We start from the raw sequence: 15,685 nt of genomic DNA, 5'->3' as shown, positions 1-15,685 counted from the left end.
GGCCCTCTGAGCGATCATGCCTTCGTGGAAGCCCTGCTCCTCTCCGCGCTGGGTGTCGCGCTGGCGTTCGGCCTCGGCGGGGCCGGGCTTCGATGGGCGCTGAGGCGCGCCGAGCGAGAGCGCCTGCGCCGGGCGCGCGTCGAGTCGATCGCGCAGCTGCGGCCAGCCCGCTTTACCGCCGCGAGAGGCCGAGCGGTGCCCGTCGGCGAGCCGCTCGTTTCGCCCTTCAGCGGGCGCCCGTGCGTCGCCTTCCGGGTCGTGCGCTGGCGGCAGGAGCGCAAGGGCGGCTTCGGCCCCAACGGCATGGGCTTCGTCTGGGTGGTCGACGACGACGCCGAGTGGGCCCCCGACTTCGCCCTCGACGACGGCACGGGCCAGGCGCTCGTCCGCCCGAGCGGCCACGTGCGTTTCGACCTCGCGGACGCGGAACCGCCCCCGGACGCCGCCGACCACATCGACACCTTTCGCAAGCGCTACGGCCACGAGCGAGCGTCGTTCTTCGCCGGCTTTCACGGCGCTGTTCGCTATCGGGAGACGGTCATCGAGGTGGGGCAGCCCGTGCTCGTCGCGGGCACCGCCGCCGTCTCGATCGGGCTCGACGCGAACGACGAGCGGGACGGCCATCGCGCGCCGCCTCGGCCGATCGAGCTTCGGCCCGACGACGAGCCGCTCTACATCGGCGACGGTCGACGACCGGACGCGTGATCCCTATGTCCACCGGCCCCGATCGTGGATCAGGCGACGGAGGACGCCGGCCGGCGGCCGGGCGCATCCCCGGGTGCGGCGCGGAAGCGCGTCGCCACCAGGTAGTCACACCAGCGCTCCACGCTGGCGTGGATCGGCGGCATCACCAGACCGACCGCGCGGGCGTGGGCTTCGGCCGCGCTGGTGTCATACACATCCTCGGCGAGGAACGACAGGCTCTCTCGCGTCACCCCGGTGAGCGCCTCCGGCAACAGGCGCACAAGGCCGAGGGGCAGCACCCACGCCGGGGGGCTGCGCCTCAGGTGGGCGGCGATGCCGCGGACCAGCGCGGGCAGCCGCGGAGTCGCCTGGTCGAGGACGCAGAGGTCCTGTTCCGCGGTCTCCGGGCGCTCGGGCACGCTCGCGAGGAAGCGCGCCAGGTAGTCGACCGTCACCAGCGGCAGGAAGGTGCGCTCGCTGCCGGCCAGGGCCGGCAGGCGGCCCCGCCAGAGCTGCTCGACCATCTCGCCGACGCCCGTGAGCTGCGTGGTCTCGCCGGTGCGCGAGTCGCCGATGACGCTGCTCGGATGCACGGCCGTCCAGCGCAGCCCGCGCTCGGCCGCGAAGCGGCGCACGGCGAGGAACGACTCGTGCTTCGACCCCTCGTACGCGCCGTGGTGGCGGTAGAGCCGGTCCCGCGCTCGCTGCGTCAGCGCGCTCTCCGCGCCCGACCGGGCGCTCGCGTGCATCATGCGGTAGCCGCCGAGGTAGACGAAGCGCCGCAGGTGGGGCCGCCCGAGCGCCCACTCGGCCGCGTGCAGCGAGCCCTCGACATTGCAGCGCCGCGCCTCCTGCACGCCGAGCCCGAAGGCGAAGCGCGCCGCCAGGTGATAGACGTCGCGCACCTGCTCGAAGCGCTCCGACAGACCGAGCGACGCCGCCTCGACGTCGCCCTCGACCACCAGGAGCCGCCGCGAGTCGCCGCCGTGCGCGTCGACGAACGCGGCAAGCTCGGCGGCCCGCTGCCGCGCCCGGCGCACCGGCGCTGCCACGGCCTTCGTCCGGGTCAGCTCGGCCAGCAGCCAGCGCCCGATGAACCCCGTACCCCCCGTCACCATGACCTCGACATCGCACGCTCTCATAGGCCGCCCAGCATGCGTCGCTGGACCCATGAGGAAAATGGGATGTATCTCATGCCAGGCATGAGCGAGATCGATGTCCGGAGCATCAACCTGAACCTCCTCCCCGCCCTCGAGGCGCTGCTCGTCGAGGGCAGCGTCAGCGCCGCGGCGCGCCGCGCCCACGTCAGCCAGTCGGCGATGAGCCACTCCCTCGCGCGCCTGCGCGAGCTCTTCGGCGATCCCCTCCTCGTCCCTCTCGGCCGCGGTCTCACCCCCACGCCGCGCGCGCAGAAGCTCCGCGCGGCCCTGCCCGCCGCCTTCGAGCACCTCCGCCGCGCCCTCGCTTCCCCCGAGCCCTTCGATCCGCGCACCTCGGCGCGCACCTTCCGCGTCGCCACCGTCGACTACTTCGAGCTCACGACGCTGCCCGACGTGCTCGACCACCTGGGCGAACACGCCCCCTTCGTCCGCCTGGAGATCGAGCGCTTCTCCCCTGACGTCACCCCCGCGCTGATCCTCGGCGACATCGATCTGGCCCTGTTCGGCGCCTCGCAGCCGGTGCCGGCCGCCGGCCTCCGCCGCGCCCCGCTCTACCAGGATCCCTTCGCCGTCATGGCCCGTAAAGGCCACCCGGCGATCAAGCGCCGCCTCGATCTCGACACCTATGTCGCCCTAGGCCACGTCCTCGTCAGCGTCGAGGGCCACCGCGACGGCGCCGTCGACCGCGCCCTGGCCCGCCTCGGCAAGGCCAGGCGCGTGGCCCTGCGCCTGCCTCACTTCATGTCCGCGCCCCTCGCCGTGCGCAGCTCCGACCACCTCTGCACGATCCCGAGCAGCGTCGCCCAGCGCGCCCGCGAGCTCTTCGGGCTTCGGGTGTTCGCGCCCCCCTTCGAGCTGCCCGCCGCCCAGGTCGTCGCCGTGTGGTCGCAGCGCCACGACGACGACCCGGCGCAGCGCTGGTTCCGCGACCTCTTCTTCTCGGGCCGCGCCCTCTCGCCGCGCCTGCGGGCCCTGATCCGAAGGGGCGCGGCTTGATCCGGGGATGTTCTATGGCTGCGCCGCCTGACCACGGCGGCGTCGGCGGGTGCGAGGGTGTCATTCTTGGCAGGGTAAGGAGTGCCACGAACATCGAGGAGCTGACTCTCGTGAATCCATCGAAACAGCGAATCGCAACGTGCGCCAGTCGACACGTCCGTGCGCATCTCGCAAGAATCGACATTTCGCAAGAGCCGAGAACAGTCCATCTGAGCGGTACGCGCGGCGCGCGAACGTTACGAAAAGTAGCACAAAATCAGCTTGAAGACGACCGGCAAAGTGGGGAATAACTTTGGCGGCACTCGCGGGTCGGGCCCTCGTCCGCCATCCCATCGCCCGACCCCAGCGGGATCCTGTTTCACGACACCTCACGAGGAGCGCTCAACATGCGTCTACGCACTGCACGTCCCACGATCTCTTTGGCTTTGTTCGCAGTGCTGCCCTGGATGCTCGCCGCCTGCGGCAGCGAAGGCGGATCGGGGGATCCCAGCGGTTCAGGAGGAAGCCCTGCAGCCAGCACGGGGGGCGTCGGCGCCAGCGGCAGCGGCACCGGAGGGACGCCGACGGGAACTGGTGGGCCGTCCTCTTCGAGCGGTACCCCGACCGGGACCGGCGGCGACGCGACGACGGGCGAAGGCAGCACCGGTGGTGGGGGCCCGGCCGGAACGGGCGGAGCGCCGGGAACCGGTGGTGCCGGGGGCAGCGGCGACGGCGGCAACGCCGGGAGCGCCGAGTGGGGCGAGGTGGAAAACCCTGGCGCCGGGTGCACCGTCGGACCGATGCCGAGCGTCGCTTCGCTCACAGCGAACTCGAAGCTGCCGGACCCGTTCAAGAAGATGGACGGCAGCCGCATCGCCAGCAAGAGCGAGTGGGCCTGCCGGCGCGAAGAGATCCTCCAGCAGGCGTACAAGTTCATCTACGGCGACAAGCCCGTCCCGGCAAAGGGAGCCGTGACCGGTACCGTGAGCACCAGCAGGATCACGGTCGAGGTCAAGGACGGCAGCGGCAGCGGCTCGTTCAACCTCACCGTGAACATGAACGGGGCGACGGCGCCCGCCCCGGCCATCATCGGCTACGGCGGCCTGAGCGGCATGCCGGTTCCGAGCGGCGTCGCGACGATCACCTTCTCCGCAATCGAGTCGCAAGGCACGAGCGGCGCGAAGAACGGGCCGTTCTACAGCGTGTACGGCTCGAACCATCCCGCGGGTTACCTCACGGCACAGGCCTGGCAGATCAGCCGCGTCCTCGACGTCCTGGAGCAGAACCCCGGCGTCATCGATCCGCGCCGGGTGGGTGTGACGGGTTGCTCACGCTGGGGCAAGGGTGCCTTCGTCGCCGGCGTGCTCGACAACCGCATCGCCTTGACCATCCCGGTGGAGTCGGGTCTCGGCGGCACGATCGGCCTGCGCCTCGTCGAGGTGCTCGATAGCTACAGCGGCTCCGAATGGCCTTATCATGGCATCAGCTACGTCCGCTGGCTCTCGGAGGTGGCGCTCGGTCAGTTCACCACGGGCAACAACGCCGGGGCCGACAACACGAACAAGCTGCCCGTCGACATGCACGAGATGATGGGCCTCATCGCGCCGCGCGGCCTCTACATCGTGGACAACCCGAGCACCATGTACAACGGGCTCGATCGGAACTCGGCGTGGGTCACCGCCAACGTCGGCAAGATGATCTTCGAGGCGCTCGGCGTCGGAGACCACATGGCCTACACGGGCGCAGGTGGGAGCCACTGCAGCTGGCGCTCGCAGTACACTGCATCCCTCAACGCCATGGTCGACAAGTTCCTGAAGGGCAATAGCGCCGCGGCGACGGGCAATTTCGCCACGGACCTGCCCAACAAGCCCAACCACATGGATCACATCGACTGGACGGCGCCGACGCTCGCCGGCGAGCTTTGATCCAGCGCGGAGGTAAACGCATGAACCCTAGCTCGTTCCTCTCTCTCGGGGTCGCCCTGGCCCTGACGCTGGGCGCCTGCGGCCCTGGCGAAGACGGTGACGCCACGGGCGGCACCGGAGGTGGTGGAGCCTCGGGCGCCACGGTGGGCTCGGGCGGCCAGAGCTCCGCGGGAGGCGCCGGCGGCACGCCGGAGACCAGCGGCGCCTCATCGGGCGGCGCCAGCGGCGGCACGACGTCGACCGCCGGGCCGAGCGGCAGCACCTCCAGCGGCGGTGGAGCCGGAGCGGCCACCAGCGGAGCGACGGGGTCGGGCGGCGCTCCGGGTGGCGAGTGCACGCGCGAGCTCCTGGATGGCCTCCTGGACGACTACTTCGCCGCCCTCGCCGCCGGGGATCCTTCCAGCCTACCCCTGGCACGAGGCGTGAAGTTCACCGAGAACGCCGTGCAGGCCGAGATCGGCACGACGGACTTCTGGAAGAACGCTGGCGAGGTGAAGCATTCCCAGCGTGCCCTGGATACCGAGGCGTGCAGCGTCGGCGCTCAGGCGGTGATCCCGGAAGGCGGGAGGGATCTTCCCATCGCCCTCCGCATCAAGGTGGAAGGCTCGGAGATGACGGAGATCGAGACGATCGTCGTCCGCCCGGGCGACTACACGGCATCCTTCTCGGTCGCCTCGAATCCAGCCGCGATCATCGCCATCGCGGACGACATCGGCTGGCACGACGAGGTCCCGGAGGCCCAGCGGGCCACCCGGGAAGAGCTGACGAGCTGGATCGACAAGTACTTCCGCGCGTTCCCCTCCGGCGTCTGCAACGTCACGGGAGACTGCAAGCGCCTGGAGAACGGGGGCGGCAACTTCGCTTGCGGCGCCGGAGCATCCTGCAGCGCCGGCGATCCTGGGTCCGGCGGCACCTTCACCCCGCGCGTCATCCTGGCCGACGAGGTGCGCGGCATCGCCATCGGTCTCACCATCTTCGACTTCATGACGGACGGGCATCTGGACATGCATATGATCAAGATGTCCGGCGGTCAGGTGCACGCCGTCCACGCCATCCTGCGCGACACGAACGGCAAGTCAGGCTGGGAGTGACGGCGACCTCCCTCGCCGCTCGCGTCGAGCCGCTCACCGGTTGACGCTCAGTAAAGTACAGCGATACGGCAAGCAAAGATCTGGCTTGACGTCTCCGAAACGTTTGGACTTCCTGCTCGCTGGACACGCGCGCGCGGCTGGCTATGCCCGCGTGCGCGCGTCGCTCAGGTAGTAATCGCGCTGCGCCGGATGCGCGCCGTGCTCTCGGAGGCGGTGACGCTCTGCCAGACATCCTCGATGGGAGCGCGAAAGCTGCGCGTGATGCGGTACTCGCGCTCGCGCCCGCGCTGGACGTCGCGCACGAGGCCCGCCTCGCGCAGGACGCGCAGGTGCCGGCTGACCGCCGGGCGGCTCACCGGAAACGCGCCCGCGATGCCGCCGGCCGAGGCGGCGCGGTCGCGCAGCATCCGCAGGATCTCCCGCCGGATCGGATCCGCCAGCGCCTGGGCAACCGCGTCCATCGGACGAATGCGTAACTGATCTGTTACGCATTAATCAAGCCGCACGACGCAGCTTCTCCCGCTCCCTGCGCGGCGAGGCCGGCGAGGAAGCGCGCGAGCCCCGCCGCCGGAGCCGCCGCCGAAGAGATCACGAACGAGCGCCGTACTCCTCCTGAGCGCGATGCGCGGCTCGTCGCGGAGGACGTCAGAGCTCCCAGCGCCGCCGGGTCCGGTTGAACCCGGCGGCGCTGGGATACCGCATCTCACCGGTTCGAGGCCCCGCAACGCGGGCAGCAGCAGCAGCAGCCGCCGCGCCGATCGCCCACTCCGCCGGCCACGAGGTCGAGCTCGTCGAGCTCGAGCTCCACGATCTCCTCGTCCACTCCAATCACGGTCTCTTCGGCCGCTCCAATCGCCTTGTCCATCATGATTGTTCCCTCGCTGCCAGATCACATCGACCCGGCGGCGGTGCCCCTAGCGAGCCGTGTGCCAGCCTTCGAAGCTCGCGCCGCGCGCCGCAGATCCCCGCAATCGCAGAGCCCAGCAAGCCGGCTTGCACACGCGGGCGCTCTGGCCGGCCGAGCGCGGCGTCAGCCGTGAACGTGAGCAACCCGTTGCGCAATTGAGCAACTCATGAGCTCAGCGCCCCCCACGACTGGCGCTCTCCAGCGCGCGCGCGCCGGCACATGCGTTGCAGCCCTGGCCACGATGCTCTGGCCCTACAGGAAGCAGCAGCTCGCCATCGCCGGCGCTGCCCTCGCCGTCCCGCTCGCCGGCGCGCTCGCCCTGGCCGGCCTGCGCGCGCCGGACGTCGCAGCCCTCCAGCCGCATCTCGGCGCCTTCCGCGCAGCGGCCCTGCCGGCCACCCCGGCCGTCACCGGAGCTCGCCGGGACACCGCCTTAAAGGCGCCGCCCGCTCACCGGGGCTTCGTCGGCGTCCTCCTCTCGCATCGATCGGTCAACCTCGCCGCGCGCAACGACGGACGCCTCCGCGCCGTGCACGTGCGCCTCGGCGATCGGGTCGCCGCCGGCGATCTCCTCGCGACCCTCGATCTCCAGACCCTCCGCTCCGACACCGCCGTCGCCACAGCGGCCCTCCGGGGCGCGGAGGTGGCGCTCGACCGAGCCGGGGAGGAGCTCGCCGAGGCCGAGGAGCGCCACCGGAGAAAGCAGGCGCTCGCCGCGGAGGGGCTCGCCTCGGGCGAGGACCTGTCGGCCTCGGAGCACCAGACCGCGGTGGCGAGGCTCCAGGTCGACGCCGCCGCCGCAGAGCTCCGCGAGAAGCGCGCGCGCGTCGGCCAGCTCCGCGGCGTGGAGGCAGACACGGAGATCCGCGCTCCCTTCGCCGGCCGGGTCGTGGCCCGCTACGCCGAGCCGGGCGAGAGCGTCAGCACGACGCTGCCCATCCTGCGGCTCATCAGCGACGACGGGCTGCTCGTCCGCTTCGCCGTCCCCGAGGAGCACCGGGCCGAGGTGGACGAGGGCGCCAGCGTCCGCGTCCGCGCGGGCGGCCTCGAGCTCCGCGGCACCGTCGAGACGATGGCTCCGGAGATCGACGCCGTGTCGCGGGCCCTCGTGGTCGAGGCGCGCATCGAGCCCGGCGACGCGCCGCGCGAGCCGCTCGTGGCCGGCGAGATGGCGCGCGTCTTTCCGGCAGAGGGCGCGCCGTGAGCCGCGCCGCCAGGATCTTCCGCCCCGAGGCGCTCGAGTTCTCCGCGGCCGGCAGGAGCGCCGAGGGCGAGGTGCTCGCCCTCGCCTCCCCCTGGACCGGCTGGGCGTACTGGCTCGTGCTGCTCGCCTTCGCCGCCGCGCTCCTGCTCTGCGCCGCCGCCCAGGTCCACCAGATCGCGAGCGGGCCCGCCGTCGTCCAGATCGCCGGCCGGAGCGACGTGACCGCCGCCGTGGCCGGCTCGGTGAGCGCGATCGAGGTCCGCGCCGGGCAGCGCGTCGAGGCAGGGCAGCCGCTCGTCCGCCTCGAGGCCGCGCGCGAGTCGGCCGAGCTCGACCGCCTCCAGCGCGAGCTCGACGTCCAGCTCGTCAAGCTGCTCCGCGAGCCGGCCGACCAGGCCGCGCGGCAGGCGCTCGCGTCGCTGCGCGCGGAGCGAGAGCTCGCCGCCGTGAAGCTCGAGGAGAAGACGATCCGCGCGCCGCACGCAGGGCGCGCCGGCGATCTCCGCATCCGCAGCGGCCAGCGCCTCGAGGCGGGAGACGTGGCGCTCACGCTGCTCGGGGATGACGCGCGCGGCTCGGTCGTGGCCATGCTGCCGGGCCAGTACCGCCCGCAGCTCCGCCCGGGGATGCCGCTCCGCTTCGAGGTGACCGGGTACAGCTACGCCTACCTCGATCTCGAGATCGCGTCCGTGGGCACCGAGCTCATCGGCCCGGGTGAGGTGCGCCGGTCGCTGCGCCAGCCCATCGCCGACACGGTGAAGACCGACGGCCCCGTCGTGCTCGTCGAGGCGCGCCTCCCGTCCGGCAGCTTCCGTGTGGACCAGCGGTCGCTCGACTTCTATCCAGGGATGAGCGGCGTCGCCGAGGCGAAGGTGCGCTCCGAGAGCCTCCTCATCGCGCTGATCCCCGGGCTCCGCCTGGTCGACGGAGGCCGCCGATGACCGCTGCCGGCGACACCGGCGGGCTCGCGGCCCGGCTGCCGGCCTTCAAGCGGCTCCGGATGACCGCGCGACCCAGGCGGATCCCGTTCGTGCAGCAGCTGACCGACACCGAGTGCGGTGTGGCCTGCCTCGCGATGGTGCTCGCCTATCTCGGAAAGAGCGTGGGCCGCGAGGAGGTGCGCGCGGTGCTCGCGGCCGGGCGCGACGGGACGAGCGCGCGGAAGATCGTCCAGGCCGCTCAGCACTTCGGGCTCCGCGCCCGCGCGGTGAAGCTGAAGCTCGAGGCGCTCGCGCACCTCGCCCCGGGGGCGATCCTGCACTGGGACTTCAACCACTTCGTCGTGTTCGAGCGGCTCGGCGGGCGCGGCGTGGACATCGTGGATCCCGCGGTGGGCGGCCGCCGGGTGCCGCTCGAGGAGGCGAGCCGGCTCTTCACCGGCGTCGCGCTCGTCTTCGAGCCTTCGGAGCGGTTCGAGCCGCGCGCCGCGGCGAAGGGCCGTCGCCCGGTCCACCAGGTGCTCCTCGCCTCCGGCAGCTGGGCGCGCATCTTCACCACCTCCTTTTTCCTCCAGCTGCTCGCGCTCGCCTTTCCCCTGCTCACCGGCGCCGTCGTCGACCGCGTCGTGCCCCGGGCCGATCGCCACCTGCTGCTCGTCGTATCCGTCGGGCTGGCCTCGATCGTCTGCTTTCATTTCCTCGCGTCGATGGTCCGCTCGCACCTGCTCCTGAAGCTCCGCGCGATCTTCGACGCGAGGATGACCGCGAGCTTCCTCGACCACCTCATCTCGCTCTCCTACGCCTTCTTTCAGCGGAGATCTGCGGGCGATCTCATGATGCGGTTGAACAGCAACACGACCATCCGCGAGATCCTCACCGCCGGCGTCCTCTCGGCGCTGCTCGATGGAGCGATGGTCCTCCTGTACCTCTTCCTCTTGCTCCTGGTGAGCGCCACGCTGGGCGCCGTCGTGATCGCGCTCGGCGCGCTCCAGATCGCGGCCGTGCTGCTGGTGCGCCCGAAGCAGAAGGAGATCAACGCCGCCTTGCTCACGAAGCAGGCGCGCCTCCAGGGCTATCAGATCGAGATGCTCGCGGGGATGGAGACGCTCAAGGGCATGGGATGCGAGCAGCGGGCCGAGGTCCACTGGTCGGACCTCTTCGTCGAGGTCCTCAACACCTCGTTGCGGAGCGGCCGGCTCAGCGCGCTGTCCGAGTCGGTGAGCGCCACGGTGAGCATGGGCGCGCCGCTCATCGTCCTCTTGATCGGCGCCAGCCAGGTCCTGAGCGGCGCGCTCTCGCTCGGATCGATGCTGGCCCTCAACACGTTCGCCGTCGGCCTGCTCAACCCGCTGTCGAGCCTCGTCGCCACCGCCGCACAACTCCAGCTCCTGGATGGCTACGCTGAGCGCATCGACGAGGTGATCCGGGCGCCGGTCGAGCAGGAGCCGACCGCCGCGCGCGCGCCACACCAGCTCCGCGGCGCCATCGAGCTCGATCGGGTGTCGTTCCGCTACGGGCCGCTCGATCCGCTCGTCGTCGACGGCGTCTCGGTGCGCGTGGCCCCCGGCCAGCTCGTCGCCATCGTGGGGCGCTCCGGGTCGGGCAAATCGACGCTGGCGAGCCTCCTCCTGGGCCTCTACGCGCCCTCCTCGGGCCGGGTCCTCTACGACGGCGCCAACCTGCGCGAGCTCGAGCTGCGCTCGGTCCGGCGGCAGCTCGGCATCGTCTCCCAGCGCCCTTATCTGTTCGGCACCTCGATCAGGGACAACATCGCCTTCTCCGATCCGGACCTGCCCTTCGAGGCGGTCCAGCGCGCGGCGGAGCGGGCGCAGATCCACGACGAGATCGCGAAGATGCCGATGGGTTACGAGACGCTCCTGCTCGACGGGGGCGGGTCGCTCTCCGGCGGCCAGCGGCAGCGCGTCGCGCTCGCCCGCGCGCTCGTCCGCGAGCCGGCCATCCTGCTGCTCGACGAGGCCACGAGCGCCCTCGACGCGATCACCGAGCGCAAGGTGCAAGAGCAGCTCGCGAGCCTCCGCTGCACGCGCGTCGTCATCGCCCATCGGCTGAGCACGATCCGGGACGCGGACGTCATCCTGGTCATGGACCAGGGCAGGCTCGTCGAGCGGGGGACCCACGCCGAGCTGCTCGTGCAGCAGGGCCTGTATGCGGAGCTCATCGCGGGCCAGCTCGCCGCTCACGAAGAGGTCATCTGAGCCGCCCGGCCTGCCCGGGGCGCGCACGAGAATATAGCGTCGTCTTTCCAGGAGGACCGGATCGCATAGAAGAATGTTATGCCCGCTCGACTCGACCCGGAGGCTGAACGACTGAAGTTTCCTGACATCCACAAAAGCGATTGAACCTCCTGCCCGCCCAGACGGCCACGAGCCCCCTGCCGCGCGCCGCATGATTGACGGCCTCTGGCGGGAGCGCCAATGAATGTACAAGCCTGGCGCCGGTCGCCCCCGTCGAGGGCACGAATGCGTCTCTCCTTCGACGGGTCGCTCGCGCTGGACACATCGGCTTCAGCCGCAGCAGGGCCGACATCCTCGAGCGCATCGATTACGTCAATCAGCCGAATCAGCGCAGGCGCAGCTGCACCCCCAGCATGCCCGTGAAGCCGCCCTTCGGCAGCGCCGCCTCGGGCTTCGGGTGGACGCGGAGATCGGTCTGGTGGATCCGCACGAACGCCTCGGCGCTCCCGAGGAGGGCCACGCTGCCCTCGGCGGGCCATACGAGGTCGATCGCCGTGCGCGTCCCGAGGGTCCACCCGTGCCCTGTCTCTTCGGGCTTCTTCGGGTCGCCCGGGGAGGCGATCACCCAGTCGGCGGCGGCCTCGACCCTCGCCCGGACGAGCGCGTCGAGCGGCGTGATGGGCGCGGCGATGCCGCCGCCGCCGCCGAGCGCGAGCCACTGGACGGACAGCCCCGGGGCCGGCTCGCGCAGGGCCGTGGCATAGGACGCCGAGAGGGCCCCGAAGAACCCCGAGCGCCGGTCGAGCGCCGTGGCCATGACCCAGGCGCCGGCGCGGGCGGGGCCCGCGGCGCCGGCGGGGCCGCGATCGAGCCCGTTGCCGACGAGCCCGCCGGCGGCGAGGAACCAGCCCAGCGGGCGCGCCGGCGGCGCGGCGGCCGCCGGCTCGATGCCGGCCGCCGCCGCGCCGGTCGGCTCGGGCGGCGCCGGGGCGCCGGCGCGCTCCGACGCCAGGGCCGCGACCAGCAGCCCCGCGGTGCGGTAGCGGTCGGGCAGCGGATCCTCCTCGCGGAACTCGATCTCGCGCGACGACAGCGTGCCTTCCGGGGCGCCAACGGAGGCGACGTCGACCCGCAGGCGGCGGTGGTCCGGGCCGTCCAGCCAGACGACGGCGAGCGCCCGGACCGGGGTCCCGGCGCGCTTCGGGTCGCCGAGCGCGCACCCGCCGCCGCCGGCGGCGCGGGAGCACGCCTCGACGAGGAGCGCCGGGAGCTCGCCATGCACGGCAGGGCCCGACGCGATGTCGACGACGATCGGGGCCGGCACGAGAATCTACCCGGGGCCGACGCTACCGAGCGGGAGGGGCGAAGGCAAGCCGGCTCCGGCCGCCGGCGGGGTGACCGACCCCACGTCGACGCGCAGGTCGAGGACGACCCGGCGATCGTCGCGGGTTTGATCGAGCGCAGCCAGGCCGCGATCGAGGAGCTGAAGCGCGACATCCGAACCAGGACCGGAACGGCGCTGTTCGACTTCCTCCTTGAGGACATCCGAGCTGGTGCGGCGGGCGCGCTCGCCGGTTGTCCCTGGTCACCGGATACGATAAACTCAGTCCATGGCCACCGCCTCCCTCCGGCTGCGCTGAGCAGGACAGCGCGTCCCACGCCGCGCCCCGCGCGTTCCGCGCAGGCGCGCTGGTCTGCCGCGCTGTCGACCCGTCCCTGAACCCCTTGTCGGAGGTCGGGGGCGTGATGCGCGCGCGGACGCGGGGGGACGCCATCCGGTAGCCCTCGCCGGCATCTGCTCCTGCTCAGCGCTCGACGACCTCCTCGGACGTGTTCGCCGGAGGTCGTGTCATGCCTGCATCGAAGCGCTCAACCCGCGCGTGCCGCAATTCCCCTGTTCACGAGGCGATCGTCATCGCCGTTCAGCTCCCGGAGGCCGCAGAGGCCGATGTTCATCGATCGCTCGCCGAGCTCAAGCAGCTGCTGCTCGGCCTCGACATCACCGCCGTCGCGGAGGTCGTCCAGAAGAGGAGCGTGCGCTCGTCCCCCGCGTATCTCGGCGAGGGGAAGCTCCGCGAGCTCGCCGCCCTCACGGGCGGCACAGGCGAGGTACCGAGGGGACCGGACGCGCGCCGGGCCGACCGCGCGGCGTCCCAGCCGGCGGAGCGCCTCGTCGTCGTCGCCGACGACGAGCTCAGCCCCGGCCAGCTGCGGAACCTGCAGGCGGCGCTCGGCGTCGACGTGCTCGATCGGACCGCCGTCATCCTGCGCGTGTTCGAGTCGAGGGCCCGCACCCGCGAGGCGAGGCTCGAGATCGAGCTCGCCCGGATCGAGTACGAGCTCCCGCGGATCCGCGACGATCACACGCTCGGCGATCGCGAGGGCGGCGGCGGCCGCGCCTCCCGCGGCCACACGAACGTCGAGCTCGCCAAGCAGCGCGCCCGGGACCGGATGGCCGCGGTGCGCAGGGAGCTCGAGCAGCTCAAGGAGAGCGCCGGACAGCGCCGCCTCGCCCGCGCAGACAGCTTCCGGGTGGCGCTCGTCGGCTACACCAACGCGGGCAAATCGTCGATCATGCGCCAGCTGACGGGCAGCGACGTCCTCGTCGAGGACAGGCCCTTCGCGACGCTCGGGACGACGGTGCGCCAGCTCTCGCCGCCGGCGACGCCGGCCGTGCTCGTCGCCGACACGGTGGGGTTCATCCACCGGCTGCCCCATGCGCTCGTCGCCTCGTTCCACTCCACGCTCTCCGAGGCGCGAGAAGCGTGGCTCCTGCTCCACGTGGTCGACGCCGCCGATCCAGCGTTCCGCTCGCAGATCCGCGTGACGGAGCAGGTCCTCGCGGACATCGGCGCCGCGGAGACGCCGGCGCTGCTCCTGCTCAACAAGGCGGACCGCCTGGGTCGCGAGGAGCGCGACGCGCTCGCCCGCGAGCACCCGGGCGCGCTCCTGATGAGCGCCCTCGATCACCGGGACGGCGACGCGCTCCGGGCGCGGATCGAGGCCTTCTTCGCGCAGCACCTCGTCGAGCAGACCGTCTCGATTCCCTACGATCGTCACGGCGTGCTCGCCGAGCTGCGCGATCGGCTCCAGGTGGTCCGGGAGGAGTACGGCGACGAGGTCTCCGTGACGGTCCGCGGCACCCCGGAGGCGCTGGGCAAGCTCGCGGCGCGGCTCTCCGGCGGACGATAGCGCGATCCTGCTGGTCCCGATGAGCAGGAGTCCACACCTGCTGCCGGGTCCTCGGAGGACGATTGGGTCGAGACGTTTCCCGAGGGAATTCGAGGCGAGCGGCAGCCGGGTCAGTCGTCAGGGGCAGGCCATCTTCTTGGGCCAGCAGAAGTCGCCGCAATGACAGTCTTTCGATGCCGGGCAGGGTCCGCAGCTCTTGATGCCGAGCGGAACACACCGCCCGGGCTGCCAGCCCTCAGGGTGAAACTGGCAGTATTCGTTGCTCTGACACTGGCAGCTGCCATAACACGTGACCCATTCAGGCGGCGGGCCAAAGTCGACGTTCAGGCAAATTCCTTCGCTACAGTACCATCCGAGCGGGCAATCACAGTCCACCGAACAGCTGGTATGCGCCTGAGCGCTCTCGCCGAGACCCTCGTCGCTGCTGTTTTGGTCGATGCTCACCATACAGCTGGCCGACAGAGCGATCGCGATGACGGCGCTCATTCTTCGAAGCATGTTGCGCATGCACACTCCTCTCGGAGTGAGAAGACACTACGCCGCGTGCTGGGGGTCAAGTTGTTTGGCCCCTCACGGGCAGGAAATCCAAACGCGATCCGACCGTCGAGCTCCTCGTAGCGGCCATCCCACCTGCCGTACAGCCACGCTGCACGCGCTTGTGAACATAGAGCACCAAGCACGATCCGCTGAACCGCCTATAAATCCAATGGATCCAGTTGTTTGGATCGACCATGCAATCTTTCTACACCACGCAGGCGCAGCAGCGTAACCTGCTGCGCATGACCTTCGACCGCGCATACTGGGAACAGCTCTGGACAAAGACGTTGCGCGAGCACCCGGACAAGGTCGCGCAGCGTCCGCCGAACGCGCACCTGATCGCCGAGGTCGCCGGCCTTCGTCCGGGGCGTGCGCTCGACGCGGGCTGCGGTCATGGAGCGGAGACACTGTGGCTCGCCGCACACGGATGGGAAGTCACGGCGGTCGATTTCTCGGCGAGCGCGCTCGCTCATGGTCAGTCGACGGCCGAGGCGTTGGGAGCGGACATCGCAGAGCGCATCGCGTGGGTCGAGGGCGATCTGGCCGTGTGGACGCCGCCGCGCGACCACTTCGACCTGGTGGTGTGCCTCTATGTTCATGTCGCGGGATCGGTGGAAGAAATGGTGAGGCGCATGGCGAGCGGGGTCGCGCCGGGCGGCGCGTTGTTCATGGTCGGCCACCGTCCGATCGACCCCGCGACGGGAAAGCCGACGGCGGCGGCGAGTCAGGTGCAAGTCTCCGTCGAGAGCGCGACCGCCGGGCTCGATCCGAATGGGTGGGAGCGCGTGGTGGCCGAGGAGCGGCCGCGCGCGGTCGCGGGGACGGGCGTCGATGCCGTGATCCTCGCGAGGCGCGTGACGTGAGCCCACGGGCCGTG

General features: G+C 71.4%; 13 protein-coding genes. 9 read left to right on the top strand and 4 right to left on the bottom strand.

Translation table 11 applies throughout. The annotated features are described in order from the left end of the window. Positions 1 to 24 precede the first annotated feature (24 nt). Complete coding sequence (locus WMF44_RS11690; RefSeq protein ID WP_437299206.1) at positions 25 to 705, top strand: hypothetical protein; 681 nt, start codon at positions 25 to 27, stop codon at positions 703 to 705. Between the two features lie 29 nt (positions 706 to 734). Here the strand turns inward: WMF44_RS11690 and WMF44_RS11685 are convergent, their stop codons facing one another. Continuing rightward, the gene (locus tag WMF44_RS11685) at positions 735 to 1,826 is read right to left on the bottom strand and encodes an SDR family oxidoreductase (protein WP_437299205.1); all 1,092 of its coding nucleotides are present in this window, start codon (positions 1,824 to 1,826) and stop codon (positions 735 to 737) included. A 60-nt stretch (positions 1,827 to 1,886) separates the two neighbouring features. Here WMF44_RS11685 and WMF44_RS11680 point away from each other — a divergent pair, with 60 nt between their 5' ends. The 3 genes from WMF44_RS11680 to WMF44_RS11670 all read left to right on the top strand — a co-directional run bounded on the left by WMF44_RS11680 (position 1,887) and on the right by WMF44_RS11670 (position 5,835). After that, positions 1,887 to 2,840 (top strand): LysR family transcriptional regulator, encoded by a 954-nt coding sequence (locus WMF44_RS11680; RefSeq protein ID WP_437299204.1) that lies wholly within the window; start codon positions 1,887 to 1,889, stop codon positions 2,838 to 2,840. Between the two features lie 419 nt (positions 2,841 to 3,259). Beyond that, positions 3,260 to 4,744, top strand: a complete 1,485-nt coding sequence (locus WMF44_RS11675) for a glucuronyl esterase domain-containing protein (RefSeq protein ID WP_437299203.1) — start codon at positions 3,260 to 3,262, stop codon at positions 4,742 to 4,744. A 20-nt stretch (positions 4,745 to 4,764) separates the two neighbouring features. Beyond that, on the top strand, positions 4,765 to 5,835 hold the full coding sequence (locus WMF44_RS11670) for a hypothetical protein (RefSeq protein ID WP_437299202.1): 1,071 nt from the start codon (positions 4,765 to 4,767) through the stop codon (positions 5,833 to 5,835). A 164-nt stretch (positions 5,836 to 5,999) separates the two neighbouring features. Here WMF44_RS11670 and WMF44_RS11665 read toward each other — a convergent pair whose 3' ends face one another. Then, complete coding sequence (locus tag WMF44_RS11665; protein WP_437299201.1) at positions 6,000 to 6,296, bottom strand: ArsR/SmtB family transcription factor; 297 nt, start codon at positions 6,294 to 6,296, stop codon at positions 6,000 to 6,002. Between the two features lie 242 nt (positions 6,297 to 6,538). After that, positions 6,539 to 6,703: a hypothetical protein gene (locus tag WMF44_RS11660; RefSeq protein ID WP_437299200.1), complete on the bottom strand. Its 165-nt coding sequence runs from the start codon at positions 6,701 to 6,703 to the stop codon at positions 6,539 to 6,541. Positions 6,704 to 6,983: 280 nt separating this feature from the next. Here WMF44_RS11660 and WMF44_RS11655 point away from each other — a divergent pair, with 280 nt between their 5' ends. From WMF44_RS11655 to WMF44_RS11645, 3 genes are read left to right on the top strand one after another with little or no spacing between them, the layout of a single operon-like run. Then, entirely contained in the window at positions 6,984 to 7,946 is a 963-nt protein-coding gene (locus WMF44_RS11655; protein WP_437299199.1) for an efflux RND transporter periplasmic adaptor subunit, read from the top strand. Continuing rightward, on the top strand, positions 7,943 to 8,887 hold the full coding sequence (locus WMF44_RS11650) for an efflux RND transporter periplasmic adaptor subunit (RefSeq protein ID WP_437299198.1): 945 nt from the start codon (positions 7,943 to 7,945) through the stop codon (positions 8,885 to 8,887). Before WMF44_RS11655 ends, WMF44_RS11650 begins: the two co-directional genes overlap by 4 nt. Beyond that, complete coding sequence (locus WMF44_RS11645) at positions 8,884 to 11,100, top strand: peptidase domain-containing ABC transporter (RefSeq protein WP_437299197.1); 2,217 nt, start codon at positions 8,884 to 8,886, stop codon at positions 11,098 to 11,100. Before WMF44_RS11650 ends, WMF44_RS11645 begins: the two co-directional genes overlap by 4 nt. 364 nt (positions 11,101 to 11,464) lie before the next feature. On the opposite strand, the gene WMF44_RS11640 is transcribed toward WMF44_RS11645, so the two are convergent. Beyond that, positions 11,465 to 12,403, bottom strand: a complete 939-nt coding sequence (locus tag WMF44_RS11640) for a hypothetical protein (protein ID WP_437299196.1) — start codon at positions 12,401 to 12,403, stop codon at positions 11,465 to 11,467. Between the two features lie 527 nt (positions 12,404 to 12,930). On the opposite strand from WMF44_RS11640, the gene hflX reads away from it, so the two are divergent. After that, a complete protein-coding gene (hflX, locus tag WMF44_RS11635) occupies positions 12,931 to 14,271 on the top strand; it encodes a GTPase HflX (protein ID WP_437299195.1) in 1,341 nt (446 codons plus the stop codon). A 731-nt stretch (positions 14,272 to 15,002) separates the two neighbouring features. After that, positions 15,003 to 15,671 carry a class I SAM-dependent methyltransferase gene (locus WMF44_RS11630; RefSeq protein ID WP_437299194.1) on the top strand — a complete coding sequence of 223 codons (669 nt, stop codon included), beginning with the start codon at positions 15,003 to 15,005 and terminating at the stop codon, positions 15,669 to 15,671. Positions 15,672 to 15,685: the final 14 nt, after the last annotated feature.

The organism is Sorangium sp. So ce426, assembly GCF_051475585.1.
Lineage (GTDB): Bacteria > Myxococcota_A > Polyangia > Polyangiales > Polyangiaceae > Sorangium > Sorangium cellulosum_B.
The sequence above is the reverse complement of the archived record's forward strand: the minus strand, read 5'-3'. Positions and strand labels throughout refer to the sequence as shown.

What these genes read in the sequence shown, in the direction of transcription:
- WMF44_RS11685 (WP_437299205.1), bottom strand. Translation starts at nt 1,826, where the DNA reads ATGAGAGCGTGCGATGTCGAGGTCATGGTGACGGGGGGTACGGGGTTC.
- WMF44_RS11680 (WP_437299204.1), top strand. Translation starts at nt 1,887, where the DNA reads ATGAGCGAGATCGATGTCCGGAGCATCAACCTGAACCTCCTCCCCGCC.
- WMF44_RS11670 (WP_437299202.1), top strand. Translation starts at nt 4,765, where the DNA reads ATGAACCCTAGCTCGTTCCTCTCTCTCGGGGTCGCCCTGGCCCTGACG.
- WMF44_RS11665 (WP_437299201.1), bottom strand. Translation starts at nt 6,296, where the DNA reads ATGGACGCGGTTGCCCAGGCGCTGGCGGATCCGATCCGGCGGGAGATC.
- WMF44_RS11660 (WP_437299200.1), bottom strand. Translation starts at nt 6,703, where the DNA reads ATGATGGACAAGGCGATTGGAGCGGCCGAAGAGACCGTGATTGGAGTG.
- WMF44_RS11655 (WP_437299199.1), top strand. Translation starts at nt 6,984, where the DNA reads ATGCTCTGGCCCTACAGGAAGCAGCAGCTCGCCATCGCCGGCGCTGCC.
- WMF44_RS11645 (WP_437299197.1), top strand. Translation starts at nt 8,884, where the DNA reads ATGACCGCTGCCGGCGACACCGGCGGGCTCGCGGCCCGGCTGCCGGCC.
- hflX (WP_437299195.1), top strand. Translation starts at nt 12,931, where the DNA reads ATGCCTGCATCGAAGCGCTCAACCCGCGCGTGCCGCAATTCCCCTGTT.
- WMF44_RS11630 (WP_437299194.1), top strand. Translation starts at nt 15,003, where the DNA reads ATGCAATCTTTCTACACCACGCAGGCGCAGCAGCGTAACCTGCTGCGC.